At 72.2% G+C, this 24253-nt stretch carries 26 protein-coding genes; 16 read left to right on the forward strand and 10 right to left on the reverse strand.

The genetic code is table 11. From position 1 onward, the window contains the following. Nucleotides 1–209: 209 nt before the first annotated feature. A complete protein-coding gene (locus ACWGJY_RS10080) occupies nucleotides 210–1514 on the reverse strand; it encodes a cation:proton antiporter (RefSeq protein ID WP_453260298.1) in 1305 nt (434 codons plus the stop codon). A gap of 385 nt (nucleotides 1515–1899) precedes the next feature. On the opposite strand from ACWGJY_RS10080, the gene ACWGJY_RS10085 reads away from it, so the two are divergent. Both ACWGJY_RS10085 and ACWGJY_RS10090 read left to right on the forward strand, forming a co-directional pair. After that, nucleotides 1900–2268 carry a YciI family protein gene (locus ACWGJY_RS10085; RefSeq protein ID WP_453260299.1) on the forward strand — a complete coding sequence of 123 codons (369 nt, stop codon included), beginning with the start codon at nucleotides 1900–1902 and terminating at the stop codon, nucleotides 2266–2268. 85 nt (nucleotides 2269–2353) lie between these two features. Then, nucleotides 2354–3643 carry an RNA polymerase sigma factor gene (locus ACWGJY_RS10090; RefSeq protein ID WP_453260300.1) on the forward strand — a complete coding sequence of 430 codons (1290 nt, stop codon included), beginning with the start codon at nucleotides 2354–2356 and terminating at the stop codon, nucleotides 3641–3643. 33 nt (nucleotides 3644–3676) lie between these two features. Here the strand turns inward: ACWGJY_RS10090 and ACWGJY_RS10095 are convergent, their stop codons facing one another. After that, complete coding sequence (locus ACWGJY_RS10095) at nucleotides 3677–4636, reverse strand: LysR family transcriptional regulator (protein WP_453260301.1); 960 nt, start codon at nucleotides 4634–4636, stop codon at nucleotides 3677–3679. Between the two features lie 218 nt (nucleotides 4637–4854). On the opposite strand from ACWGJY_RS10095, the gene snpA reads away from it, so the two are divergent. Next, entirely contained in the window at nucleotides 4855–5532 is a 678-nt protein-coding gene (snpA, locus tag ACWGJY_RS10100; RefSeq protein WP_453260302.1) for a snapalysin, read from the forward strand. Nucleotides 5533–5753: 221 nt separating this feature from the next. On the opposite strand, the gene crcB (ACWGJY_RS10105) is transcribed toward snpA, so the two are convergent. From crcB (ACWGJY_RS10105) to crcB (ACWGJY_RS10115), 3 genes are read right to left on the reverse strand one after another with little or no spacing between them, the layout of a single operon-like run. Then, entirely contained in the window at nucleotides 5754–6128 is a 375-nt protein-coding gene (gene crcB / locus ACWGJY_RS10105) for a fluoride efflux transporter CrcB (protein WP_453260303.1), read from the reverse strand. Continuing rightward, nucleotides 6125–6574 carry a DUF190 domain-containing protein gene (locus ACWGJY_RS10110; RefSeq protein WP_453260304.1) on the reverse strand — a complete coding sequence of 150 codons (450 nt, stop codon included), beginning with the start codon at nucleotides 6572–6574 and terminating at the stop codon, nucleotides 6125–6127. Before ACWGJY_RS10110 ends, crcB (ACWGJY_RS10105) begins: the two co-directional genes overlap by 4 nt. Nucleotides 6575–6606: 32 nt before the next feature. Beyond that, the gene (gene crcB, locus ACWGJY_RS10115; RefSeq protein ID WP_453260305.1) at nucleotides 6607–7044 is read right to left on the reverse strand and encodes a fluoride efflux transporter CrcB; all 438 of its coding nucleotides are present in this window, start codon (nucleotides 7042–7044) and stop codon (nucleotides 6607–6609) included. A 148-nt stretch (nucleotides 7045–7192) separates the two neighbouring features. Here crcB (ACWGJY_RS10115) and ACWGJY_RS10120 point away from each other — a divergent pair, with 148 nt between their 5' ends. Both ACWGJY_RS10120 and ACWGJY_RS10125 read left to right on the forward strand, forming a co-directional pair. After that, nucleotides 7193–7945: a FadR/GntR family transcriptional regulator gene (locus ACWGJY_RS10120; protein WP_453260306.1), complete on the forward strand. Its 753-nt coding sequence runs from the start codon at nucleotides 7193–7195 to the stop codon at nucleotides 7943–7945. Nucleotides 7946–8054: 109 nt separating this feature from the next. After that, nucleotides 8055–9350: a CynX/NimT family MFS transporter gene (locus ACWGJY_RS10125; RefSeq protein WP_453260307.1), complete on the forward strand. Its 1296-nt coding sequence runs from the start codon at nucleotides 8055–8057 to the stop codon at nucleotides 9348–9350. Between the two features lie 49 nt (nucleotides 9351–9399). On the opposite strand, the gene ACWGJY_RS10130 is transcribed toward ACWGJY_RS10125, so the two are convergent. Further along, nucleotides 9400–10485, reverse strand: coding sequence for a magnesium and cobalt transport protein CorA (locus ACWGJY_RS10130; protein WP_453260378.1), 1086 nt, complete (start codon nucleotides 10483–10485; stop codon nucleotides 9400–9402). 179 nt (nucleotides 10486–10664) lie between these two features. Between ACWGJY_RS10130 and ACWGJY_RS10135 the strand changes: the two genes are divergently transcribed. From ACWGJY_RS10135 to ACWGJY_RS10150, 4 genes are all read left to right on the forward strand, one after another. Beyond that, complete coding sequence (locus tag ACWGJY_RS10135; RefSeq protein WP_453260308.1) at nucleotides 10665–11681, forward strand: helix-turn-helix transcriptional regulator; 1017 nt, start codon at nucleotides 10665–10667, stop codon at nucleotides 11679–11681. Between the two features lie 78 nt (nucleotides 11682–11759). Continuing rightward, nucleotides 11760–14069 (forward strand): heavy metal translocating P-type ATPase, encoded by a 2310-nt coding sequence (locus tag ACWGJY_RS10140; RefSeq protein ID WP_453260309.1) that lies wholly within the window; start codon nucleotides 11760–11762, stop codon nucleotides 14067–14069. Nucleotides 14070–14368: 299 nt separating this feature from the next. Continuing rightward, entirely contained in the window at nucleotides 14369–15307 is a 939-nt protein-coding gene (locus ACWGJY_RS10145; RefSeq protein ID WP_453260310.1) for a beta-ketoacyl-ACP synthase III, read from the forward strand. Nucleotides 15308–15375: 68 nt separating this feature from the next. Continuing rightward, entirely contained in the window at nucleotides 15376–15834 is a 459-nt protein-coding gene (locus tag ACWGJY_RS10150; RefSeq protein ID WP_453260311.1) for a VOC family protein, read from the forward strand. 138 nt (nucleotides 15835–15972) lie between these two features. Here ACWGJY_RS10150 and ACWGJY_RS10155 read toward each other — a convergent pair whose 3' ends face one another. From ACWGJY_RS10155 to ACWGJY_RS10165, 3 genes are all read right to left on the reverse strand, one after another. Next, nucleotides 15973–16206 (reverse strand): hypothetical protein, encoded by a 234-nt coding sequence (locus ACWGJY_RS10155; RefSeq protein ID WP_453260312.1) that lies wholly within the window; start codon nucleotides 16204–16206, stop codon nucleotides 15973–15975. A 105-nt stretch (nucleotides 16207–16311) separates the two neighbouring features. Beyond that, nucleotides 16312–17232 carry a glutaminase gene (locus ACWGJY_RS10160; protein WP_453260313.1) on the reverse strand — a complete coding sequence of 307 codons (921 nt, stop codon included), beginning with the start codon at nucleotides 17230–17232 and terminating at the stop codon, nucleotides 16312–16314. Between the two features lie 10 nt (nucleotides 17233–17242). Next, a complete protein-coding gene (locus ACWGJY_RS10165; RefSeq protein WP_453260314.1) occupies nucleotides 17243–18010 on the reverse strand; it encodes a helix-turn-helix domain-containing protein in 768 nt (255 codons plus the stop codon). Between the two features lie 79 nt (nucleotides 18011–18089). On the opposite strand from ACWGJY_RS10165, the gene ACWGJY_RS10170 reads away from it, so the two are divergent. The 4 genes from ACWGJY_RS10170 (at nucleotide 18090) to ACWGJY_RS10185 (ending at nucleotide 20916) form a co-directional block, all read left to right on the forward strand. Then, a complete protein-coding gene (locus ACWGJY_RS10170) occupies nucleotides 18090–18329 on the forward strand; it encodes a hypothetical protein (protein WP_453260315.1) in 240 nt (79 codons plus the stop codon). Nucleotides 18330–18555: 226 nt separating this feature from the next. Beyond that, nucleotides 18556–19146 carry an N-acetylmuramoyl-L-alanine amidase gene (locus tag ACWGJY_RS10175; protein WP_453260316.1) on the forward strand — a complete coding sequence of 197 codons (591 nt, stop codon included), beginning with the start codon at nucleotides 18556–18558 and terminating at the stop codon, nucleotides 19144–19146. 240 nt (nucleotides 19147–19386) lie between these two features. Then, nucleotides 19387–19965, forward strand: coding sequence for an XRE family transcriptional regulator (locus ACWGJY_RS10180; protein WP_453260379.1), 579 nt, complete (start codon nucleotides 19387–19389; stop codon nucleotides 19963–19965). Between the two features lie 39 nt (nucleotides 19966–20004). Then, nucleotides 20005–20916, forward strand: coding sequence for a 1-aminocyclopropane-1-carboxylate deaminase/D-cysteine desulfhydrase (locus ACWGJY_RS10185; RefSeq protein ID WP_453260317.1), 912 nt, complete (start codon nucleotides 20005–20007; stop codon nucleotides 20914–20916). A gap of 142 nt (nucleotides 20917–21058) precedes the next feature. Here ACWGJY_RS10185 and ACWGJY_RS10190 read toward each other — a convergent pair whose 3' ends face one another. Then, nucleotides 21059–22663 carry a Na+/H+ antiporter gene (locus ACWGJY_RS10190; protein ID WP_453260318.1) on the reverse strand — a complete coding sequence of 535 codons (1605 nt, stop codon included), beginning with the start codon at nucleotides 22661–22663 and terminating at the stop codon, nucleotides 21059–21061. 59 nt (nucleotides 22664–22722) lie between these two features. Here ACWGJY_RS10190 and ACWGJY_RS10195 point away from each other — a divergent pair, with 59 nt between their 5' ends. The 3 genes from ACWGJY_RS10195 (at nucleotide 22723) to ACWGJY_RS10205 (ending at nucleotide 24210) form a co-directional block, all read left to right on the forward strand. Next, a complete protein-coding gene (locus ACWGJY_RS10195; RefSeq protein WP_453260319.1) occupies nucleotides 22723–22983 on the forward strand; it encodes a UBP-type zinc finger domain-containing protein in 261 nt (86 codons plus the stop codon). A gap of 32 nt (nucleotides 22984–23015) precedes the next feature. After that, entirely contained in the window at nucleotides 23016–23504 is a 489-nt protein-coding gene (locus ACWGJY_RS10200; RefSeq protein WP_453260320.1) for an N-acetyltransferase family protein, read from the forward strand. Between the two features lie 292 nt (nucleotides 23505–23796). Further along, on the forward strand, nucleotides 23797–24210 hold the full coding sequence (locus ACWGJY_RS10205; RefSeq protein WP_003985353.1) for an ATP-binding protein: 414 nt from the start codon (nucleotides 23797–23799) through the stop codon (nucleotides 24208–24210). Nucleotides 24211–24253 lie beyond the last annotated feature (43 nt).

The following is a 24253-nucleotide window of genomic DNA, read 5'->3' on the forward strand; positions in this document are numbered from 1 at the left end:
GGCTGCGCCACAGGCCTCGGCAAGAAAGAAAGCATGGGCGCGGCGGAGGAAGCGCCCCGAAGGCGCCTGCGCGCCGACGCGCAGCACAGCACCGACGCCCTGCTCACGGCGGCCGCCGACGTCTGAGCGAGTCGCCGGGGCCGGCGGGCGGCGGGCGGCGGGCGGTTGCCGGAGTGTGCGGAAGACGCGGGCGGGACCGGTGGCTGCGCTCACGACGGCGCCGGGCCGTTCCGTTGCCCTCGGTGGTGCAGTCCGTGGTGCAGGCCCCCGGCGGCCATTCCTCTGACGGGCAGCTCGGGGGCCGCAGGGCCGGCCGGGCCGGTGTCCTTGGCCGCCGCCGCCCTCCCGTAACGGTTGGCGAGTGGCGCGGAGGTGAGGCCGTGGGCGAGGACGCTGAGCAGGACGGTGCAGGCGACGACCGGGACCACCGCCCGGGTTTCGGAGGCGGTCAGCTCCTCGACGGCCAGTAGCCCGAAGATGATCGAGGCCAGTCCGCGGGGGCCGAACCAGCCCACGAACAGCACCGTTCCGGCGTCCAGACCGCTCCCGATCAGGGCCAGCGCCACGGGCACCATACGGATCACCGTGAGGCTCAACACCGCGTAGAGCACGACCTGCCAGGTGAGGTGGTGGAACACCTCCGGCAGCAGGAGGGCGCCGAACACCAGCCAGACCAGCACGGAGAGCAGCGAGGCGGACTGCTCGACGTACAGCAGCACCCGCTGTGGCGCACCGTGCGCCGACCCGAAGGCCAGGCCGGCGACGAAGGCGGCGACGAAGCCGTTGCCGCCGATCGCGAGCGCGGAGGTGTAGCCGAGGAGGGACAGGGCCAGCACGCCCGCGCCGGCGAAGTCCTCGGCCGCCCAGCCGTTGCGGAGCGTGGTCCGCAGCAGCCATCCGGCGGCCAGTCCGATCACCACGCCGTACGCCGCGCCGACGGCCAGCTGCACCAGGGCATGGCCGGTGGCATCGGGCCCGGCGGTGCCCTCGGCCGCGGACACTCCGGCCAGGGCGAGCACCACCAGGGGCGTGGCGATGCCGTCGTTGAGACCGCTCTCGACATTGATGAGCCGGCGGATCCGCGCGGGCACCACAGGGTTGACCATCATCGTGGCGCCGAGCGCCGCATCCGTCGGGGCGAGGGCGGCCCCGACGTACAGCGCGGCCCATCCCGAGACACCGGGGAGGAGGACGGCCGCCAGCAGTGCGCCGAGGGCCACGCACAGCGGCAGCCCGACCGCCAGCAGCCGTACGTAGAGGCCGAGCTCCGGGCGCAGGGCCCGGAAGGAGAGCCGGGCGGCATCGGTGAACAGCACCCAGACCAGGGTGATCTCCGCGAGCATCTTGACCGTCTCGTGCGGGAGGGCGAGGTCGAGGACGCCGGTGCCCTCGCCCAGCAACAGACCGAGCAGCACGAAGGCGGCCGGTGCGGTCAGCTCGAAGCGCTCCATCCGCCGCGAGCACAGGCACCACAGGAACAGCAGGAGCAGGACCAGAGAAAAGGTGCCATCCACACGGGTCTCCAGGGCTTGGCGCACCGGCTTTCGGGCACACCCACTCTCGGCCATCACCCCCATCGTCCGGCCGGTCCCGAGGGGGCGGGACGGCGCCTTTCACACGGTTGGTCGACCGGAGGGCCGGCGGACGTCGCGCCGGCGCGGCCCCGACCGGCGGACCCGGCCGACGAGGCCCGGCCGACGAGACCCGCATGCGCCCGAGGCGGCACCTGGAGGCAGCGGCAGAAGAACGAAGAAATTTTCCGTGGCTGGTGTCGATCCCGGCGCCGGCCGTTCGTCGCGCTAGTAAGGGGACGGATCCGGGTGGGTACGGGGACGGTTTCGGGCCACTGCGTCCGGCCCCGCACAACCGGTGCACACATCTGCCGAGGAGACGACCGCCATGCGCTTCATGATGCTGCTCAAGATCGACGAGAACACGATGCCGGCCGCCGGGCCCAGCCCGGAGCTGATGGAGGAGATGGGAAGGCTGATCGACGAGATGACCAGGGCCGGGGTGCTGCTGGACACCGGCGGGCTCACGCCGACCGCGCAGGGCACCCGGCTGCATCTGTCGGGCGGCACGATCACCGCGACCGACGGGCCGTTCACCGAGGCCAAGGAGGTCATCGGCGGATATGCCCTCATCCAGGCCGCGTCCAAGGAGGAGGCGGTCGAATGGGCGTCGCGGTTCCTGCGGGTGCACGGCGACGAGTGGACGCTGACCTCCGAGATCCGGCAGGTGGAGGAGCCGCCCGGACCCGGTGTGTGAGGGGGCGGACCGGCCTGCGGAGGAGGGCGCCGGGTGCCCGTGGCCGGCTTCGGATTGCCGGTGCGGGGCCCGGGTGCTCTGATGGGTGCCCGTGACGGCAAGAAGCGACGCGCAGCGCGCGGTCGAGGCGGTGTTCAGGATCGAGTCGGCGCGGCTGATCGCCGGGCTGACCAGGATCGTGCGCGATGTGGGGCTCGCCGAGGAGCTGGCGCAGGACGCCCTGGTGGCCGCCCTGGAGCGGTGGCCGGAAACCGGTGTCCCGGACAACCCCGGTGCCTGGCTGATGGCCACCGCCAAGCACCGGGCGATCGATCTGCTACGCCGCCAGGAGCGGCTGGCCCGCCATGTCGAGGCGCTCGGGCATGCGGCGGAGAGCGCCCCCGGGCCGTCCGAGGCCGATTTCGCGCGGGTGCTGGACAGCGGCGGGATCGCGGACGATCTGCTGCGGCTGCTGTTCATCGCCTGTCATCCGGTGCTCTCCACCCAGGCGCGGGTCGCGCTGACCCTGCGGCTGCTGGGCGGTCTGCGGACGGACGAGATCGCCCGCGCGTTCCTGGTGTCGGAGGCGACCGTCGCCCAGCGGATCGTCCGGGCGAAGAAGACGCTCGCCGCGGCCCGGGTGCCGTTCGAGGTGCCGGGGCGGGAAGAGCTGGGTGAGCGGCTCTCGTCGGTGCTGGAGGTCATCTACCTGGTCTTCAACGAGGGGTACGCGGCGACGGCCGGGGACGACTGGATGCGGCCGGGGCTGTGTGAGGATGCGCTGCGGCTGGGGCGGATGGCCGCCGAACTGCTGCCGAAGGAGCCGGAGGCGCACGGGCTGGTGGCGCTGATGGAGATCCAGGAGTCACGGTCGGCCGCACGGACCGGGCCGGAGGGTGAGCCGGTGCTGCTGCTGGAGCAGAACCGGTCACGCTGGGACCGGCTGCTGATCCGGCGCGGGCTGACCGCGCTCGCCCGCGCCGAGGAGCTGGGCGGCACGGTCGGCCCGTACGCCCTGCAGGCCGCGATCGCCGCCTGCCATGCGCGGGCGCGTACCGCCCAGGAGACGGACTGGCCCCGGATCGCCGTGCTGTACGAGGCGCTGGCGCAGGTCGCGCCGTCCCCGGTGGTGGAGCTGAACCGGGCGGTCGCGGTGGGCATGGCGTTCGGGGCCGAGCAGGGCCTCGCCGTCGTGGACGGGCTGTCGGCGGAGCCGGTGCTGGCGGGCTATCACCTCCTGCCGAGCGTGCGCGGTGATCTGCTCGCCCGGCTGGGGCGCGCGGCGGAAGCCCGGGAGGAGTTTCTGCGCGCCGCCGCACTGACCCGTAATGCCCGGGAGCGCGCCCTTCTGGAGGAGCGGGCCGCGGAGCAGAAGGAGATCGGGCCGTCTTCGTAGTTGCCGCCGGCCGTCGTTCGCCCCCGGACTCGCCTATGTCCCCACCGACAGCGGCCCGTTGTGCTGGACGAGCCACGTCCGGTAGGCCTCGCTCGCCCAGGCGGTCTCCATGTACGAGGCGGTCAGATCGGCGAACAGGTCGTCGGCACAGGCGGCGGGGGTGCCGTCCTGGCGGCAGGCCATGAAGAGGCGGACGGCCAGCGGGTCGCCGTACAGGGGGCGGATCGCCATGCCGTGCCGGAGGCGGGCGGTCGGCTGGCAGGGGGTCACCACCTCGCCGGCCGTGACGAGGTCCACCGTGGTGAGGTAGTCGCCGTGCACGACACGGGGGTTGATGCCGGCCGCGGCCCAGATGCGGCGCAGTCCCGCCCATTCGCCGTCCACGGTCGGGTCGACCATCCACTGGTCGTCGGCGAGGTCCGCCACCCGGATGACCGTCCGGGCCGCCGCGGGATGGGTGTCCGACACGGCGATGAACTGCGGCTCTCTGGCGATGAGTTCGTGCTCCGTCAGCCCCTCGGGGACCCGTAGGGGCGCACCCTCGACCTCGTGGACGAAAGCGGCGTCGAGCTGTCCCGTGGCGACCATGTGGAGCAGCGCATTCGCGGACACATCGGTTCTTATCGTGGTGTCGGTCCGCGGCAGCCGGACCCGTAGCCGGCGCAGCCACCCGGCGACGGCGGGGCTGTTGGTGCTGCCGATGTGCAGCCGTGCACTCTGGTCGCGGTGCGAGGCCGAGGCAACCTCGTCAATGAGTGCCTGCATTTCGGCCACTATCGGCCGGGCCCGGCACAGGACGGAATGCCCCAGTGGCGTGGGCCGGCTGCCGGTCGGTTCGCGGAAGAAGAGCTGGCCACCGAGGGCTTTCTCGATGCGGTGGAGCTGGGTCGTCAGGGAAGGCTGGGTCATGCCGAGCTGCCGGGCCGCCTTGCGTACGCTCCCTGAGTCCGCGATGGCGCACACTGCGCGAAGATGCCGTACCTCGAGCTCCACGTCCGGAGCATAACGACGTCGGCATACGTCACACCAGACTCTCAAACCTGTGGGAACGCGCTCTTTTTTCCGGGGTATTGGCTGGTGCTATCGCCACCTGCCATCTCTGTCTTCCAGGTGAACTCCGTCCAGACTCAACGGCACCAAGAAATCCGCAGGGCCCCGGTCGCCGCCCCACACGGCGACCGTACGGCCCTCGGAAATGAAGGAGCCCCCACATGAGATCTCCCAAGACGGCGCTGTCGGCGGCGCTCGGTCTGGGCCTCGCCGCCGCGCTCGCAGCCGCGGCGCCGGTTTCGGCAGCTTCCCCCTCCGCTCTCTCCTCCCCCGCCAACTCCCCCCGCAGCACCCCCGCTTCGATCGCGGCCTACAACGGCTCGGCGGCCGAGAAGGCCGACACCAAGGCGTTCTTCGAAGCCGTGCTGAAGTCGGCCAAGGCCAAGATGAAGGCCCACCCCGACGCGGCCTCGGTCACCGTCACCTATGACGCGAGCGCCGCCCCGACTTTCGCGAACCAGATAGCGCAGAGCGCGTCGATCTGGAACAGCGCGGTGCAGAACGTGAAGCTGCAGGAAGGCAGCGGCGGCGACTTCCAGTACCGCGAGGGCAACGACTCGCGTGGCTCGTACGCCAGCACCGACGGCCACGGGAAGGGCTATGTCTTCCTGGACTACCAGCAGAACCAGGAGTACAACTCCACCCGCGTGGCCGCGCACGAGACCGGCCATGTGCTGGGCCTGCCGGACCACTACGAGGGTCCGTGCAGCGAGCTGATGTCCGGCGGCGGCCCCGGCCCGTCCTGCCAGAACACCCAGCCGGACGCGAACGAGCGCGCCCAGGTGAACCAGCTCTGGGCCAACGGCCTGGCGGACGTCCACTTCGGCAAGGCCTCCTGACCTGCCCGGCAGGCCTTGTGGCGTAACGAAGTTCGGCGGTGGCCGACGGATCTGACCGAGCTGACGGTGGCCGGATCCGCACGGCCGGGGGCTGTCGAGAGCCGGGTCCTGGCGGCCGGCGCTCGTACCCCACCAGCCCTCGCACCTGCTGTACCGCCCGTGCGGTGGGGCTCCTTCCGGAGCCCCACCGCTTTCGTCCGTCCGGGCGGCCCCGGGCGGGGTCAGCCCCAGATCGCCTGTCCGGCGGCCACCCCGGCGAACGCCGCCGCCGGCCCGGTCAGCACGGTCACCACGACATTGGCCAACGCACTCGCCCGTGCCCGGTCCGCGGCGAGCCGGAGCGTCTCGTAGGAGAACGTCGAATATGTCGTCAGGGCACCGCACAGCCCCGTGCCGATCAGCAGTTGGACATGCGAGGAGGCGGCACCGGCGGCGGTCGCACCGGTCAGCAGCCCGAGGACCAGCGACCCGACGGCATTGACGGTGAAGGTCCCCCAGGGAAAGACCGCGTCGTGCCGGGACTGCACATAGCGGTCGGTGAGGTAGCGCAGCGGCGCCCCGACCATGGCACCGGCCACCACCAGCAGCCAGTTCACCCGCGCCCGCCCACCCCGGGTCCCGTACCGCCCGTCCCCCGTCCCGTACCGCCCGTCCCCGGTCCCGTACCGCCCGTCCCCGGTCCCGTACCGTCCGTCCGCCGGTAGGAGAGCGTCTCGCACGGATCGAGCGTCACCAGCCCGCCGTCGGCGAGGAGTTCCGCCAGCTGCGGGAGGAAGGCCCGCACCCGCTCCTCCGTGTCGACGACGACGACCGCCACCGGCAGCTCCTCGCTGAGGGACAGCAGGCGCTGGGTGTGGACGATGGACGAGGCACCGAAGCCCTCGATGCCCCGGAAGACGCTGGCACCGGCCATACCGGCCCCCCGCGCGCGGTGCACGATCTCCGCGTACAGCGGTTTGTGGTGCCATACGTCCTCTTCGCCGACGAGGACCGTGAGCCGGAGCGCAGGGGTGCCGCCCGGGTGTGCCGTGCCGTGTGTCATGCCGTGTGTCATGCCGTGTGTCATGCCGTGTGTCATGCCGTCCGCCGCCTCAGCTGGAGAAGTGCACGGGTACCGGTCACCGTGCCCCATACGGCCGCGAGCGCGATGAGCAGGGTGCCGGCGAGATAGGCCAGGGCCTCGGCCGGCCGGCCGGCGCCGACCAGCCGCTGGATGTCGACGGCGTAGGTGGAGAAGGTGGTGAAGCCGCCGAGGATGCCGGTGCCGAGGAAGGGACGCACCAGCCGGTGGGCCGGCCGGATCTCGGTGATCACCACCATCAGGACGCCCATCAGCGCACAGCCGACGGCGTTGACGGTCAGGGTCGTCCAGGGGAAGGTGCCGTTGCCGGTGGGCCAGAGGAGTGCCGCACCGTACCGGGCCACGGCGCCGATCGCGCCGCCCGCGGCCACCACACCGATCGCCGGCCACTGCCCCTGCCAGGGTGCCGCCCGGCGGCCCCGCTCGTCCATGTGTCTCCCGAGATCATCGGCGACCTCAGGGTAACCCTGCGCGTTTGACGCGACCAAACATGGGATGTTCCCATCACCGGTGGAAAAGATACCCGGGAGCCGCGGAGAACGGCTCCCGCGAAAGACGTGAAGAGGGAGGACGGCGTCGATGCCGCTGCACAGCACCGCCCGCACCAGCCTGGTCGATCTGGTCATCGAGCAGATGGAGCGGCTGATCGCCGAGGGCGAGTGGGAGGTCGGCACGAAGATCCCCGCCGAGCCGGTGCTGGTGGAGCAGCTCGACGTCGGGCGCAACACCGTCCGCGAGGCGGTCCGCGCGCTGGTGCACACCGGGATGCTGGAGCCGCGGCAGGGCGACGGAACCTATGTCCGCGCCAGCAGCGGCTTCGGCGCGGCCGTCCAGCGGCGGCTGCGGCAGGCCGAGAACCTGGAGGCGTACGAGGTGCGCGCCTGCCTGGAGCGGGATGCCGCGCGCTATGCCGCCGAGCGCCGGACCGACGAGGACCTCGCCGCGCTGCGCGGCGCGCTGGCCGAGCGCGGCCGGGCCTGGGAGAGCGGCGAGGTGGCTGCCTTCATCGACGCGGACATGCACTTCCACCGCACGGTGGCGGCGGCCGCACACAACGGCGTGCTGGCCGAGCTGTACGAGCACCTCAGCGATGCGCTGCGCGGCACACTGCAGGCCGTGCTCGGCACCTCGCTGCCCGAAGCGGTCCGTCATCAGCTCGATGAGCACACCGCCATCGTCGACGCCATCGAGGCACGGGACGCCGAGGCCGCCGAACGGGCCGCGCTGGCGCACCTCACGGAGGCGATGAACGCCCTGCGCGAGCCGCCCGCGGAGCCCCACGGCCGGGACCGCAGCCGCACCGCCCACCCCGGAGACGACGCGCATGGGTGACGGAGGAGGACCGGCAGTCGTGGCGGACGGGCCCGATGCCGGCACATACGAAGGACCGGCGGTCCCGGCAGAAGGCCCCACCGCCGGCACACACGGAGGACCCGCAGTCGTGACAGAAGCACCCGCCGCCGGCACACACGGAGGACCGGCGGTCTGCCCGGAGGCGACCGGTACCGGCATACCCGGCGGGCCGGTTGCCGCGGCGGCCGGAGCGCAGGCCGGTGTCACCGGGCGCCGCGCCCTCCACCTCGGCATCGGCGTCGTCCTGCTGGCCCTGAATCTGCGCCCGGCCCTGGTCGCCGTCTCCCCACTCGTCGGCACCCTGCGCGACGACAGCGGGATGTCGGCCGCCGCCGCGAGCCTGCTCACCGCGCTGCCACTGCTGTGCTTCGGCCTGCTGGCACCGGTCGCGCCGCGGCTGGGACGGCGGTTCGGCATGGAGCGGTCGCTGCTCGGCACCATGGCGCTGATCTGCGGGGGCACCGCGCTGCGGCTGCTGGACTCCATCGTGGCGCTGTTCGCCGGGACGGTCGTGATCGGCGCGGGGATCGCGGTCGCCAATGTGCTGCTGCCCGGCCTGATCAAGCGGGACTTCCCGGCCAGGGCCGGGCTGATGACCGGTCTGTATTCGATGTCGCTGTTCGGCGGGGCCGCGCTCGCGGCCGGGGTCACGGTGCCCGTCCAGCAGGCCGCCGGCTTGAACTGGCGTACCACGCTCGCCTGTTGGGGCGGGCTGGCGGCCCTGGCGCTGGTCTGCTGGCTGCCGCAGGTCCGTAGCCGTACGCGGGTGCCCGCGGCGGCCGCGCGCGCGGCGGCGCACCCGGTACGCGGGCTGTGGCGCGATCCGCTGGCCTGGCAGGTCACCGGTTATATGGGCCTGCAGTCGCTGAGTTACTACGCGGCCGCCGCCTGGCTGCCGACAATGCTCACGGACGCCGGGATGAGCGCGGGCGACGCGGGGTGGATGCTCTCCTTCTCCTCCCTGCTGGGCATCACGGGCTCGTTCCTCGCCCCGGTCGTCGTCGGCCGCCGGCTGCGGGCCGGTGTACTGGCCGCCGTCGGCGCGGTGTTGTGCGCGGCCGGTTTCGCGGGGGTACTGGCCGCGCCCGCCTCCGGCGTCTACCTCTGGATGGTGCTGCTGGGCCTGGGCCAGGGCGCGGCGATCAGCCTCGCGCTGCTGTTCATCGTGCAGCGTGCGCCGGACGCCCGGCACGCCGCCCAGCTCTCCAGCATGGCCCAGTGCTTCGGCTATGTCCTCGCCGCCACCGGCCCGGCCGTCCTGGGCGCCGTGCACGACCTCTCCGGCAGCTGGACGGTTCCGCTGACGGTCCTGCTGGCGCTGCTGCTGCCGCAGATCGCGGTGGGGTGGTGCGCGGCCCGGCCGCGGCAGGTGGCGGGGCGGTAGCGGGCGGCCCCGGCCCGGAGCCGGCCCGGCACCGCCCGCCGGAGACGTCCTAGAGCCAGCCGTTCCGCTTGAAGCCGCGGTGGATCACCCAGCACAGGGCCACGATCAGCACCATCACCAGCGGATATCCGAACGTCCAGTGCTTTTCCGGCATATGGTCGAAATTCATGCCGTACACGCCACAGACCATGGTCGGTACGGCCAGGATCGCGACCCAGGCACTGATCCGGCGCATGTCCTCGTTCTGGGCGATGGCGACCTGGGCGAGATGGGCCTGGAGTATGGAGTTGAGCAGTTCGTCGAAGGCGGTGATCTGCTCGGTGACCCGGTCGAGGTGGTCGGCGACGTCCCGGAAGTACGTCTTGATCCGGGGTTCGACCTGTGTCATCGGCTGGGTCGCCAGCTCCTGCATCGGCCGGTCCAAAGGAGCCACCGCGCGCTTGAGTTCCAGCAGTTCGCGCTTGAGCTGGTAGATCCGGCCGGCCCCGCCGCTGCCTCGCACGGAGAAGACCTCGCTCTCGACGTCGTCGATATCGACCTGGACGGCGGCCGCGACATCGAGGTAGTCGTCCACGACGAGGTCGGCGACAGCATGCAGCACGGAGGACGGGCCGAGCGCCAACTGTTCGGGCACGCACTCCAGTTGCTCACGGAGCGGACCCAGCGAGCCATGCCCGCCGTGCCGCACCGTGATCACGAAGTCGGTACCGGTGAAGACCATGATTTCGCCGGTCTCGACGACTTCACTGGTGTCGGTGAGCCGGTCGTGCTCGACATAGCGGACGGTCCTGAAGACGGTGAACAGCGAGTCGTCGTAGTGCTCCAGCTTGGGCCGCTGATGGGCGTGGACCGCATCCTCGACGGCGAGCGGGTGCAGCCCGAACAACTCGACAATTCCGGAGAATTCCTTCTTGGACGGCTCATGCAGCCCGATCCACACAAATCCACTGCCGGATTCACGGACCCGGCGGATGGCCACATCGGCCGGGTGGTTGCCGTCCTGCCGCACGCCGTCCACGTACACCGCGCAGTTCACCACGGCGGTGCCGAGCGGCGAGCGCGCCGGGTGACTGAGGTCGACCCCCCGGGTGCGCGGCTGCGGCAGCCGGACGGCCTTGCGGAGGTTGCTGATCATCGACACCGGGCCAGTATGGCCCGCGGGAGGCCGTGAGCGGTACGGCAAAGCGGTTGTTTTTACGCAGCGAGGCGGAGCGCAGACGCTCGGTTGGCCGGCGCTTTGCCGTACGGAGGGGCGGGACCACAGATCCGCTTCAGGACAGCTTCGGCCCTACAGGCACCGGCATCATCGGTCCCATGAGTGAGACATCGGCGCGCCTGCTGAACCTGCTGTCCCTGTTGCAGACGCCGCGCGAATGGCCCGGCAGCGAGCTGGCCGGACGACTGGGGGTCACCTGCCGGACGATCCGCCGCGATATCGGGCGGCTGCGTGACCTGGGCTATCCCGTGCACGCCACGATGGGCCCGGAGGGCGGCTACCGGCTGGCCGCGGGCACCGCGATGCCGCCGCTGCTGCTGGACGACGAGGAGGCGGTGGCCATCGCGGTCGGCCTGCGCTCGGCCGCCGGCCTCGCCGTCGAGGGCATCGAGGAGGCGTCCGTACGGGCGCTGGCCAAGCTCGAACAGGTGCTGCCGGCCCGGCTGCGGCGGCGGGTGGGCACACTGGGCACGGCCACCGTCCCGATGCCGGCCGGCGACGGCCCGACCGTCGACCCGGAGCATCTGACGGTGCTCGCCGCCGCCATCACCAACCACGAGCGGCTGCGCTTCCGCTACCGGGCGGGCGCGGGTCCCCACAGCAAGCGCCTGGTGGAGCCGCACCGCCTGGTCGCCTCGGGGCGCCGCTGGTATCTCGTGGCGTACGACAACGACCGCGAGGACTGGCGGATCTTCCGGGTGGACCGGCTGAGCGAGCCGTTCCCCACCGGCGTCCGGACCCCGCCGCGCGAGCTGCCCGCCGCCGACGCGGGCGTCTATGTCCGGGAGCAGATACAGGGGATGCACGCGTCCCACCGGGCGGTGGCAACCGTGCGGGCGCCGGCCGCGGAGGTGGCCGCCCGACTGGGCGGCCCGGCAGGGGGCGAGGTCGTGGCGGTCGACGAGGCGTCGTGCCGCTGGCACAGCACCCCCGATTCGCTGGAGTGGCTGGCCCTCCGGCTGGCCGCGCTGGGGCACGAGTTCACCGTCCACGAACCGCCGGAGCTGGCCGCGTATCTGCGGGCGATGGGCGGCCGGGTGAGCCGTGCGGTGGGGGTGGCCGGGGCGGCGGAAGGCGGGGGCGAGAAGAGCGGGGAGGAGGATGCGCCGCAGTGACGCCCCTGGGAATACCCTAGGGGGGTATATGGTTCCCAGAGGGGGAAACGCGCACTCGCAGCACACCGAGGAGCAGTCATGACCACGGCGGTCGAAGAGCATGGCGTCGAATTGGCGATCGGCGGGATGACGTGCGCCTCGTGCGCCGCCCGCATCGAGAAGAAGCTCAACCGCATGGAGGGGGTCACCGCCACCGTCAACTACGCCACCGAGAAGGCCATGGTGACCCTCGCGGAGGGCAGCGGCGTGGCGCCCGCCGACCTGATCGCCACCGTGGAGAAGACCGGCTACACCGCGGTCCTCCCGGAGCCGCCGGCCGCGGCGCCGGACACCACCGGACCCGCCGGTGGCGAGGGCCGGGGCGAAGCGGCGGACCGGGGCGGCGCCGACGGCCTCGCCCCGCTCCGTCAGCGGCTGCTGATCTCCCTCGCCCTCTCGGTCCCGGTGGTGCTGATGGCGATGGTGCCGCCCCTGCAGTTCACCAACTGGCAGTGGCTCTCGCTGACCCTGGCCGCTCCGGTGGTGGCGTACGGGGCGTGGCCGTTCCACCGGGCCGCCTGGACCAATCTGCGGCACGGCGCCGCCACGATGGACACCCTCATCTCGATGGGCACTCTCGCCGCACTGGGCTGGTCGGTGTGGGCGCTGTTCTTCGGCACCGCGGGCATGCCCGGGATGACGCACCCCTTCGAGCTGACCATCGCCCGCACCGACGGCGGCGGCAGCATCTATCTGGAGGCCGCGGCCGGTGTCACCACCTTCATCCTGGCGGGCCGCTACTTCGAGGCCCGCTCGAAGCGGAAGGCGGGCGCGGCGCTGCGGGCGCTGCTGGAGCTGGGCGCCAAGGACGTCGCGGTGGTGCGCGACGGCCGTGAAGTCCGCGTCCCCACTTCCGCGTTGCGGGTCGGCGACCGTTTCACCGTACGGCCCGGGGAGAAGATCGCCACCGACGGCACGGTGGTGGAGGGCACCTCCGCCGTGGATGCGTCGATGCTCACCGGCGAGTCCGTCCCGGTCGAGGTCTCCCCCGGTGACACCGTCACCGGCGCCACCGTCAACGCGGGCGGCCGGCTGGTCGTCGAGGCCACCCGGATCGGCGCGGACACCCAGCTCGCGCGGATGGCGCGGCTGGTCGAGGACGCACAGAACGGCAAGGCCGCGGCCCAGCGGCTGGCCGACCGGATCTCCGCGGTCTTCGTCCCGGTCGTGATCGCGCTCGCCCTCGCCACCCTCGGCTACTGGCTCGTCACCGGCGCGGGCGCGGTGGCCGCCTTCACCGCCGCCGTCGCCGTCCTGATCATCGCCTGCCCGTGCGCCCTGGGGCTGGCCACCCCGACCGCCCTGATGGTCGGCACCGGCCGCGGCGCCCAGCTCGGCATCCTGCTCAAGGGGCCCGAGGTGCTGGAGTCGACCCGCCGGGTGGACACCGTCGTCCTGGACAAGACCGGCACGGTCACCACCGGCGTGATGACGCTGACCGAGGTCCATCTCGCCGAGGGCGTCACCGAGCCGGAGGTGCTGCGGCTGGCCGGCGCGCTGGAGCACGCCTCCGAACACCCCGTCGCCCGCGCCGTCGCCACCGGCGCGGCGCAGCGGACCGGGGACGGCGACGCGGCGGCAGGCGCCCTGCCCACCCCTGAGGACTTCGTGAACGTCCCGGGCCTGGGGGTGCGGGGCGTGGTCGAGGGGCACGCCGTGCTGGTGGGCCGCGAGCAGCTGCTGCACCAGTGGTCGCAGTTCCTGCCGCCCGAGCTGGCGGCCGCCAAGGCCGCGGCCGAGGCCGCGGGCCGTACCGCGGTCACCGTCGGCTGGGACGGCGCGGCGCGCGCGGTGCTGGTGGTGTCCGACGCGGTCAAGCCCACCAGCGCCGAGGCGGTGCGCCGGCTGCGGGCCCTGGGGCTGACGCCGGTGCTGCTGACCGGCGACAACCAGGCCGTCGCGGCGGCGGTCGCCGCGGAGGTCGGCATCGACGAGGTGATCGCCGAGGTGCTCCCCCAGGACAAGGTGGCGGTCGTCGCACGGCTGCAGTCCGAGGGCCGCTCGGTCGCCATGGTCGGCGACGGCGTCAATGACGCGGCCGCGTTGGCCCGTGCCGACCTGGGGCTGGCGATGGGCACCGGCACCGACGCCGCCATCGAGGCCGGCGACCTGACCCTCGTACGGGGCGATCTGCGCGCCGCGGCGGACGCCATCCGGCTGGCCCGCGCGACGCTCGGCACCATCCGGACCAACCTGTTCTGGGCGTTCGGCTACAACGTGGCGGCGCTGCCGCTGGCCGCGGCCGGGCTCCTCAACCCGATGATCGCCGGGGCCGCGATGGCGTTCTCCTCGGTCTTCGTGGTCGGCAACAGCCTGCGGCTGCGCCGCTTCCGGGCGCTGTCGCGGTAGTGGGGAGCCCTGGTGGCCGGCGCTTCCGGGACGCGCCCGCGAGCGGAGCAATACTCCCGGGAGGCCGTGGCTCTGCCGTTGGATCGGGCGGGCTGCTGCCCCTGTGTGATTCCGCCCCGCCGCCCGCGGGCGCCCCGCGCCGTACGGGGCGCCCGCGGGCCCGCAGCGCACGAAGGGCTCGCCGGTTCTGACAACTGTCTCCAGTTCTGGCGACAGAACATTGGCAGTTCACGCAGCCGCCGACCGGCACCGAGGGGCGAGACTGGTGATATTCCGCCCACCCACGTACAGGGGATTTCATGACCGGGTCACGTGTCCTGGCTCTCGGCCATTACCAGCCCTCCCGCGTGCTCACCAACGACGACCTCGCCAAGATCGTCGACACCGACGACGCCTGGATCCGCAGCCGGGTGGGCATCCGCACCCGCCATGTCGCCGCCCCGGACGAGACCGTGGACTCCATGGCGTCCGCCGCCGCGGCCAAGGCGCTGGCGGCCTGCGGCCTGGCCCCGCAGGACATCGACCTGGTGCTGGTCGCCACCTGCACGGCCACCGACCGCAGCCCGAACACCGCGGCCCGGGTCGCCGCCCGGCTCGGCCTGGACGCCCCCGCCACGATGGACCTCAACGTCGTCTGCTCCGGCTTCACCCATGCGCTGGCCACCGCCGACCACGCCATCCGCGCGGGTTCCGCGACCCATGCGCTGGTCATCGGGGCGGAGAAGTTCACCGAGGTCGTCGACTGGACGGACCGCTCGACCTGTGTGCTGGTCGGCGACGGCGCGGGCGCCGCGGTGGTCAGCGCCTCGCCGGAGCCGGGGATCGGTCCGGTGCTGTGGGGCTCGGTGCCGCAGATGGGCGGCGCGGTCCGGATCGAGGGTGAGCCGGCCCGGTTCGCCCAGGAGGGCCAGACCGTCTACCGCTGGGCGACGACCCAGCTGCCGGCCATCGCCCGCAAGGTGTGCGAGCGCTCCGGGATCACGCCGGCCGACCTTGCCGGCGTGGTGCTGCACCAGGCCAACCTGCGGATCATCGAGCCGGTCGCGGAGCGGCTCGGCGCGGTCAACGCAGTGGTCGCCAAGGACGTCGTCGACTCCGGGAACACCTCCGCGGCATCCGTCCCGCTCGCCCTGTCCAAGCTGGTCGAGCGGCGCGAGATCAGCTCCGGTGACCCGGTGCTGCTGTTCGCCTTCGGCGGCAATCTCTCGTATGCGGGGCAGGTCATCCGCTGCCCGTGAGCGCTGCGGGCGGCACCGCGTCCGATTCGTCCAAGACCGCGGCCCGCCCGGCTGCCTACGCTCGCCGCATGACCACGACGTCTTCCTCCGCCGCTTCCCCCTCCTCCGCCAGCGCACCGACCGCGACCACACCCTCCGCACCACGGTTCGCGGCCATCGGCATGGCCGTGGCCGACATGGCCGCGGCCCTCGCCTTCTACCGCCGCCTCGGCCTGGACATCCCCTCCGGAGCCGACCGCGCCCCGCACGCCGAGGCACAGCTCCCCGGCGGTCTGCGGCTGATGTGGGACACCCACGAGACCGCACGTGCCATCGACCCGGACTGGACACCGCCGCAGGACGGCACCCCTACGGGCCTCGCGTTCGAGTGCGCCGGCCCCGCCGGGGTCGATGCGGTCTACGCGGAACTCACCGCCGCCGGGTACACGGGCGAGAAGCCGCCATGGGATGCGTTCTGGGGACAGCGCTACGCCGTCGTGCAGGACCCGGACGGCCATGGGGTCGATCTGTTCGCGCCGCTGCCTTAGGGGGCCGGCCGCTGCCGTGAGGGACGGGCGGCTGCCGTGAGGGACGGGCGGCTGCCCCGGCGAACGGCCGGGCGCTCCGGCCGGCCGGGGCCCCGGTCATGATCCGCGGACCGGCCCTGAGTACGCCGGCCGTACTGGCTAGCCGATGTCCCCGGGGTGCTCGCGCAGGTACATCGCACCGCAGCTGTGGCAGAACGGCTCGCCCTGGACCGTGCCCCAGACCTCGGCTGTTTGGGTGGCGGCGGCCGGTGCCAGCTCGCGCCCGCACATCGCGGTGGTGCCGTCCAGCCGCACCATGTGCCAGATCTTCACCGGCGTGTCCGCATGCGGCAGAACGCCTTCCTCGTACTCGGCGCGCATCTCGTGCTCCATGGCGTGCACCTCCTACGCCCACGATGCGCCGACGGGTCGGCGGCCACAACGGCAGCCGGGGACCGGCTCCCGGCCGGCCGGCCCGCACGGGGGCGGCCGGGGCCGTCAGAACACCGACCATCCCGTCAGCGTCGTGAAGTGGTCCAGCGCCGCGGCGCCCGCCACGGAGTTGCCGCGGGCATCCAGCCCGGGGCTCCATACGCACAGCGTGCAGCGGCCGGGGATGACGGCGATGATGCCGCCGCCGACACCGCTCTTCGCGGGCAGCCCGACGCGGTAGGCGAACTCCCCGGCGGCGTCGTAGGTCCCGCAGGTCAGCATCACCGCGTTGATCCGCTTGGCCTCGCGGGCCTCCAGCAGCCGGCTGCCGTCGGCACGCAGCCCGTGACGGGCCAGGAAGCCGCCGGCCACGGCCAGATCCCGGCAGCTCATCTCGATCGAGCACTGCCAGAAGTAGTGCTCGATGACGCTGGGGACGGGGTTCTCCAGGTTGCCGAAGGACGCCATGAAATGCGCCAGCGCGGCATTGCGGTCGCCGTGCTCGGCCTCGGAGTCGGCCACCGCCTGGTCGAAGGCGAGATCCTGGTTGCCGCTCTCCTCGCGCAGGAAGTGCAGCATCGAGGTACTGGCATCGCCGGTGAGGGTCTGCAGCCGGTCGGTGACCACCAGCGCGCCCGCGTTGATGAACGGGTTGCGCGGGATGCCGTTCTCGGCCTCCAGCTGGACCAGCGAGTTGAACGGCGTACCGGACGGCTCGCGTCCCACCCGCCGCCAGATGTCGTCGTGACCGCTATGGCTCTCCGCCATCACCAGCGCCAGTGAGAAGGCCTTGGAGAGGGACTGGACGGAGAACGGGACCTCCCAGTCGCCGACCCCGTACACCTCACCGTGGATATCGGCCACCGCGATCCCGAAGCGGTCCGCCGACACCCGCTCCAGCGCCGGTATGTAGTCGGCGACACGGCCCTGTCGCACATACGGCCTGGCGTGGGCCGCTACCTCCTCGAGAACGGCCTGGTAGTCCATGACGGACACGCTAACCCGGGGCGAGCAGCACCCCCATCGGGACCCCCGCCAGTGACTTCACCTCGCGGGCGAGATGCGACTGGTCCGCGTATCCGGCGCACACCGCGACCTGTGCGTACGGCATCCCGGAACGCGCCATACCGAGCGCGCGGACGAACCGGAGCACCCGGGCCAGGGTCTTGGGGCCGTAGCCGAACGCGTCCAGGCTCAGCCGGTGCAGCCCGCGTTCGCTGAGCGCGACGGCGCGGGCCACCTCGGCGACGGGGCGGCCGCGGGCGAGCGCCGCGGCGACGGCGGCGGTACGGCCTCCTGCCGCGGCGTCCTGGAGGCGGCCCGCGGCGGTCTCCGCCAGGACGCGGCCCACACCGCCGCCACCGCTCGCCGCCCCGGCCGCCGCCAGCCGCCCCGCCAGCGCCCGTACCCGGCCGGCGGGCCACAGGTCCGCCAACGGCACCCGCTGGTTGCGCAGTTCATGGGCCGGTACACCGAAGACGGCCGGGCCCTGGCCCGGTGCGAGGCGCAGCCCCACGATGCGGGTACCTCCCCAGGGGAGGGCGCCGGGCACGCCGCCCTCCGGGAGATACGGCCCGGTGTCCGGGCCCGCCACCAGCAGCCGGTCCTCGCTCCAGATCAGATCCGTACAGCCGTCGGGCAGCACCGGCCGGCCCGAGGGCGGTGTCGTGCGGGTCCAGAGCACCGCGCCGGCCGGCCCGGATGCCCGCTCGCGGTATCCGCCCGATACGCCGGATGGCCCACCCGTGTCGCGCTCTTCGCCCATGTCCCCCAGCCTGGCACGGGAACCCCACGGCCGTCCGCGCCGTTGATCCCTTACGACACGGACCTCACGGAGGTGGCACATGTCAGGGTTTCTCGACCGCGCCAAGGAGCAGGCACGGCAGGGGCTGGCGCAGGGCAAGCAGAAGGTCGACGAGGTGCAGCAGAACCGCGCCGGCAACGAACTACTGAGAAAACTGGGCACCGCGTACTTCGCCGAGCGGCGGGGCAGCGGTTCACCCGAGGCGACCCAGGACGCGCTCAACACCCTGGAGGCGCACGTCAACGCGCACGGGGACGCGTTCCTGCACACGAGCGGGTAGCGCACGGCCCGGCCCCGCACGGGGCACGCCCTGCCCCGGCGGACGGCCGGGGCCGGGGCGGGTCCCGGTGACCGGTGACCGGTGACCGGCCGAAACCGCTCGCACATTCCCCGAACGGCTGGTCCGCTTTATGCCGTTCCCCTCCCCTCGCACGGCCCCGTCCCGTACAAGCGAGACATGAGGCGGTGCGCGGTCGGCGGCCGCCGTGTCCGCATCGGAGTGGGCCATGTCCGTACCCCTGTCCGCCGCCCGGTTCCTCGACGCGCTCACCTCCGAAGGGCTGCGGGTCGACCAGATCGCCGGCTGGGAGACGCACAACCGCAACACAAAGGGTCCGTGGGGCCCGGTGCACGGCGTGATGGTGCACCACACCGCCACCACCGGCGCCGCGAGCACCGTCCGGCTCTGCCACGACGGCCGCCCGGACCTGCCGGGGCCGCTGTGCCATGGCGTGATCACCAAGGACGGCACGCTCCATCTGGTCGGCTACGGCCGCGCCAATCACGCGGGCCTCGGCGACGGCGACGTACTGCGCGCGGTGATCGCCGAGAAGCGGCTGCCGCCGGTCAACGAGGCCGACACCGACGGCAACCCCGCCTTCTACGGCTTCGAGTGCGAGAACCTCGGCACCGGCAAGGACCCCTGGCCGGCCGCCCAGCTGGACACGCTGGAGAAGGCCGCGGCAGCGGTGTGCCGGGCGCACGGCTGGACCGAGCGCTCGGTGATCGGGCATCTGGAGTGGCAGCCGGGCAAGGTCGATCCGCGCGGCTTCACCATGGACTGGCTGCGTGGGCGGATCGGCGCCCGGCTGAAGTGAGCGGCCGGCGCCATAGCAAGAGTGCAAACGAGTCGGCCTGATACGGAGTGGCGACGCCCGCACGCCTCAGGGACGCGAGGGAGCCGGGCTCCGCGGCCGACCGGACGGGACCGGCCGAAGACCGCAGGCGCGCCCTTGAACAAGTGAAAGACCGTGGAGCGGTGGTTGGCTGACGCCGGACTGGTACCGCACGCAACCAATCGTGAGGACGCCTGCCGAGCGTTGGGAGTTGATGAAGAGTTGTTGTGGCCCCGAGCAGTGAAGGACCGCATCAAGACCGGCAATGACCGTGAGCTGGTCCACTCGTATCCGTACCGGTCCGCCTGCCCGTCCACCGTATGGGCTGAGCTTGTCGAGAACAGCAGCGAGGAACTGTTCCTCGCCGGGTACACGAACTACTTCTTCTGGAGCCAGGTGCCCCGGTTCACCGAGGCGATACGCCGCAAGGCCGAGTCCGGCTGCCGGGTCAGGATTCTTCTTGGTGACCCCGCTGGAGAAGTCACCACGCAACGGGAAGCGATCGAAGATGTGGCCTTGAGCGTGTCCACCCGAATCCGGATCACTCTGGAACACCTGGGCCGATTGGGGGCCCTTCCTGGACTGGAGACGCGTTTCAGTAGCGCCGAAGACGCGGTAAACCACGTGTCACTGTCGGTGTTCCGGTTCGACAGTGACGCGCTTGTGACCCCCCACCTGGCGCGACTGGTGGGCCATGACTCGCCACTGCTGCATCTGCGCCGCCAGGGGGGCGGTGGCATGTTCGACCGGTTCGCGGAGCACTCCGAGGAGCTGTGGAGCCGCGCTGTACCCGTGGGCTGAGCCCGGGAGCTTCACGAGCACAGCGGCCACAATGGACGGGTGAACCACCCCGTAGACCTCGTCACCGCCCTCCGGTCCCGCCTTCCCTCCCCCCTCCAGGAGATCGAGGATGAGCGGTTCGCCCGCCGGGGCGTGCGCCTGCTGCTGAAGCGGGACGATCTGATCCACCCGGATCTGCCGGGGAACAAGTTCCGCAAACTGGCGCCGAATCTGCGCGCCGCGGCCGCGGCGGGCGACCGCGCGCTGCTGACGTTCGGCGGCGCCTACTCCAACCATCTGCGGGCCACCGCGGCGGCCGGCCGGCTGCTCGGCTTCGACACCATCGGTGTGGTCCGCGGCGACGAGCTGGCCGGCGCACCGCTCAACCCGTCCCTGGCCCGCTGCGCCGCCGACGGTATGCGGCTGCACTTCATCGACCGCGCCCGCTACCGCCGCACCGGTGACCCGGACGTGCTCACCGCCCTGCACGAGCGCTTCGGCGCCTTCCGCGTCATACCGGAGGGCGGCAGCAACTCCCTTGCCGCACAGGGCTGTACGGAGCTGGGCCGGGAGCTGCGCGGGGCCGCGGACACGGTCGCGGTGGCCTGCGGAACGGGCGGCACCCTGGCCGGGCTCGCCGCGGGGCTGGGGCCGGGGCAGCGGGCACTCGGCCTTCCCGTGCTCAAGGGCGGCCGCCCGCACTTCCTCCAGGAGACGGTCGCCGAGCTGCAGCGCGCGGCGTTCGGCGGACCGCGCGGCGACTGGCGGCTGGACGGCCGCTTCCACTGCGGCGGATACGCCCGCCGCAGCGTGGAACTGGACGCGTTCGCGGACGCCTTCGAGGACCGGCACGGGCTGCCCCTGGAGCGGGTCTACGTCGCCAAGCTGCTGTACGGGCTGACCACGCTGGCCGAGGAGGGCGCCTTCGCCCCCGGCAGCACGGTGGCCGCCGTGATCACCGGCACGCCCTGAGCCGTCCCGGCCACCCCCGGCCGGCCACCCCCGGCCGGGCAGCCCCGGCCGACCCGGCCGACCCGGCCGCGGCCGGTCCCCGGTCCGTCCGCGTGGCGCCCCGGCCCGTGACCCGCTGCCCCCTGCCCGCGGCCCGCCCCGGCTACGAGGCGGTGCCCTCCCGGTAGGCCGTCGCCTCCTCCAGATCCAGCCGGCGCAGCAGTGTCCGCAGCATCTCGTCGTCGATCCGGCGGGCGTCCCGCAGCTGGACGAACACCCGCCGCTCGGTGTCGATCAGCTCGCGGGCCAGCCGCCGGTAGGTCTCGTCGGCGGACTCCCCGGTCACCTCGTTGACCGCGCCGAGCCGCTCCCACACGGAGTTGCGGCGCCGCTCCATGATCGTGCGCAGCCGGTCGGCGAGCGGCCCCGGCAGGGCGTTGCGCTCGTCCCGGAGGAGCTCCTCCAGGCGCTCCTCCGCGGCGCGCGACGCCTCGTTCTGCGCCTGCGCCTCGGCGAGCGTCTCGGCCTGGGGGTCCGGATCGGGCAGCTTCAGCGCGCGGATCAGCGGCGGCAGCGTCAGCCCCTGGATGACGAGGGTGGCGATGACCGTGGTGAAGGCCAGGAAGAGCACCAGGCTGCGGGCCGGGAAGGAACCGTCACCGGGCACCGTCGGCGGGATGGAGAACGCGATGGCCAGCGACACCACACCGCGCATCCCCGCCCAGCCGACGATGACCGGCGCCTTCCAGGTCGTATCCGGCTCATGGGTACGGATCCGGGCCGAAAGGGCGCGCGGCAGATACGTCGCGGGAAAGACCCACACGAAGCGCGACAGGACCACGACGAAGAAGACCACGGCCGCATACCAGAGGGCCTGCCCCCCGCTGAACGCCCCCAGTCCGCGCAGCACGACCCGCAGCTGCAGCCCGATCAGCGCGAAGACCGCGGACTCCAGGACGAAGGAGACCACCTTCCACACGGCGTCCTCCTGGAGCCGCGTCTCGAAGTCGACCTGCCAGGAGCGGTGCCCCAGGTAGAGGCCGACCACGACGACGGCGAGCACCCCGGAGGCATGCAGCTGCTCGGCCGCCGCGTAGGCGAAGAACGGGATGAGCAGCGAGAGGGTGTTCTCCAGCAGCGCCGACTCGCGCAGCCGGACGCGCAGCCAGTGCAGCGGCACCATCAGGACGACGCCGATGCCGATACCGCCCAGGGAGGCGACGGCGAAGTCCTTGATCCCGTCACCCCAGGTGGCGCCGGCCCCGAGGGCCGAGGCCAGCAGGACCTTGTACACGGTGATCGCGGTGGCGTCGTTGAAGAGCGATTCGCCCTGCAGGATCGTGGTGACCCGGTGCGGCAGACCGAGCCTGCGGGCGATGGCGGTGGCCGCGACCGCGTCCGGCGGGGCCACGACGGCCCCCAGGACCAGCGCGGCGGCCAGCGGCAGACCCGGGATGACGAGGTACGCCGCATAGCCGACCATGAAGGTCGCGAACAGGACATAGCCGACCGACAGCAACCCCACCGGCCGCAGATTGGCCCGCAGATCCAGATACGAGGCGTCCAGCGCCGCGCTGTGCAGCAGCGGGGGCAGCACCAGCGGCAGCACGATGTGCGGATCGAGGGTGTAGTCCGGGATTCCCGGGAGGTAGGACGCCGCGAGCCCCGCGGTCACCAAAAGCAGCGGCGCGGGGACGGGTGTACGGCGTGCCAGCCCGGCGACCGCCGTGCTTCCCGCGACCAGAAAAAACAGCGGCATCACAGCCATCGGACCCGTCCCGTCCCCGTATCCTTCGCCACCCGTCCCGGCGATCTAACCTGGCCATCATGAGCGAGTGCACGCACGTAGCCGAACTGCCGCGCCCCGAACCGGCTCCCCTGAGCGCCACCTGCCTGGAGTGCCTGGCCGTCGGCAGCCACCCCGTACAGCTGCGGAAGTGCCTGGTCTGCGGCCATGTCGGCTGCTGCGATTCGTCGCCGTACCGGCATGCCACCCGGCACTTCGAGGAGACCGGCCATCCCGTGATGCGGACGCTCGAACCGGGCGAGTCCTGGTGTTGGTGCTTCACCGACCAGAAGCTGGTGTGAAGCACCTCCGGGCACCGGTTTAGCCTTCACCTATGATCCGCGAAGCGAGACCCGACGACGTCCCCGTCATCCTGGCCATGATCGGCGAGCTGGCGGCGTACGAGCGCGCCCCCGAGTCCGCGCAGGCCACCGAGCCACAGCTCGAGGAGGCCCTCTTCGGGCCGCAGCCGGCCGCCTTCGCGCTGATCGCGGAGGGCGACGGCGCCCCGGTCGGCTTTGCCCTGTGGTTCCGGAACTTCTCGACGTGGACGGGCACGCACGGTGTCTACCTGGAGGACCTGTACGTCCGCCCCGAAGCACGCGGCGGCGGCCACGGCAAGGCGCTGCTCGCGGCCCTCGCGGAGATCTGCGTGACCCGCGGATACGAGCGTTTCGAGTGGTCAGTCCTGGATTGGAATGAACCGTCCATCGGTTTTTACCGGTCCGTCGGCGCTCAGCCCATGGACGAATGGACGGTCTTCCGGCTCACTGGAGAGGCACTGCACAACCTTGCGGGAGCCTCATGTGTCAACGGAACGTAATCGGCATCGATTTGACAGTGCACACCCCTAGCCACTGTCCGTACCCGTGGCTTTACAATCAGTGACAGTGAAGGCGCCGGGCGACCCGGGGCCGGATCGCCGCCGGACGGCAGCCGTGCTCCTTCCGGGCGACACCGGCCCGCAGATCGCGATAGCGTCACAGCCGAACCATGTGTCTCGCCGGATCGTTCTCCTTTCGTCCGAGGGGAGAAAAGAGCGGCACGCATATCCCGAACAACGCGAATATCGCGCATTTCCAGCTCAACCAGCTTGTGCCACCTTGGAGGTGAGGGTGTCCCAGATCGCAGGCGAGCCCGGGACTCAGGACTTCGTGGAAGTCCGTCTGCCCGCTGCGGGTGCCTATCTGTCCGTGCTGCGTACGGCCACGGCCGGACTCGCAGCCCGCTTGGACTTCACCCTCGACGAGATCGAGGATCTGCGCATCGCGGTCGACGAGGCCTGCGCGATCCTGCTGCAACAGGCCGTCCCCGGCAGTGTGCTGAGCTGCGTCTTCCGCCTTATCGACGACGCGCTGCAGGTGACCGTGTCCGCCCCGACGACCGACGGCCGTGCCCCGGAGCGCGACACCTTCGCCTGGACGGTGCTCTCCGCACTGGCCGGCAAGGTCGACTCCACCGTTGCCGAGGACCGCACGGTCACCATCAGTCTGTACAAGGAGCGCGGCGCCGGTCCCGGACCGTCATGACCGAACAGGGGGCCCCGTGAAAGATCTCGAACGCGGCGGGCGG

This window comes from Streptomyces sp. NPDC054765, assembly GCF_053612065.1.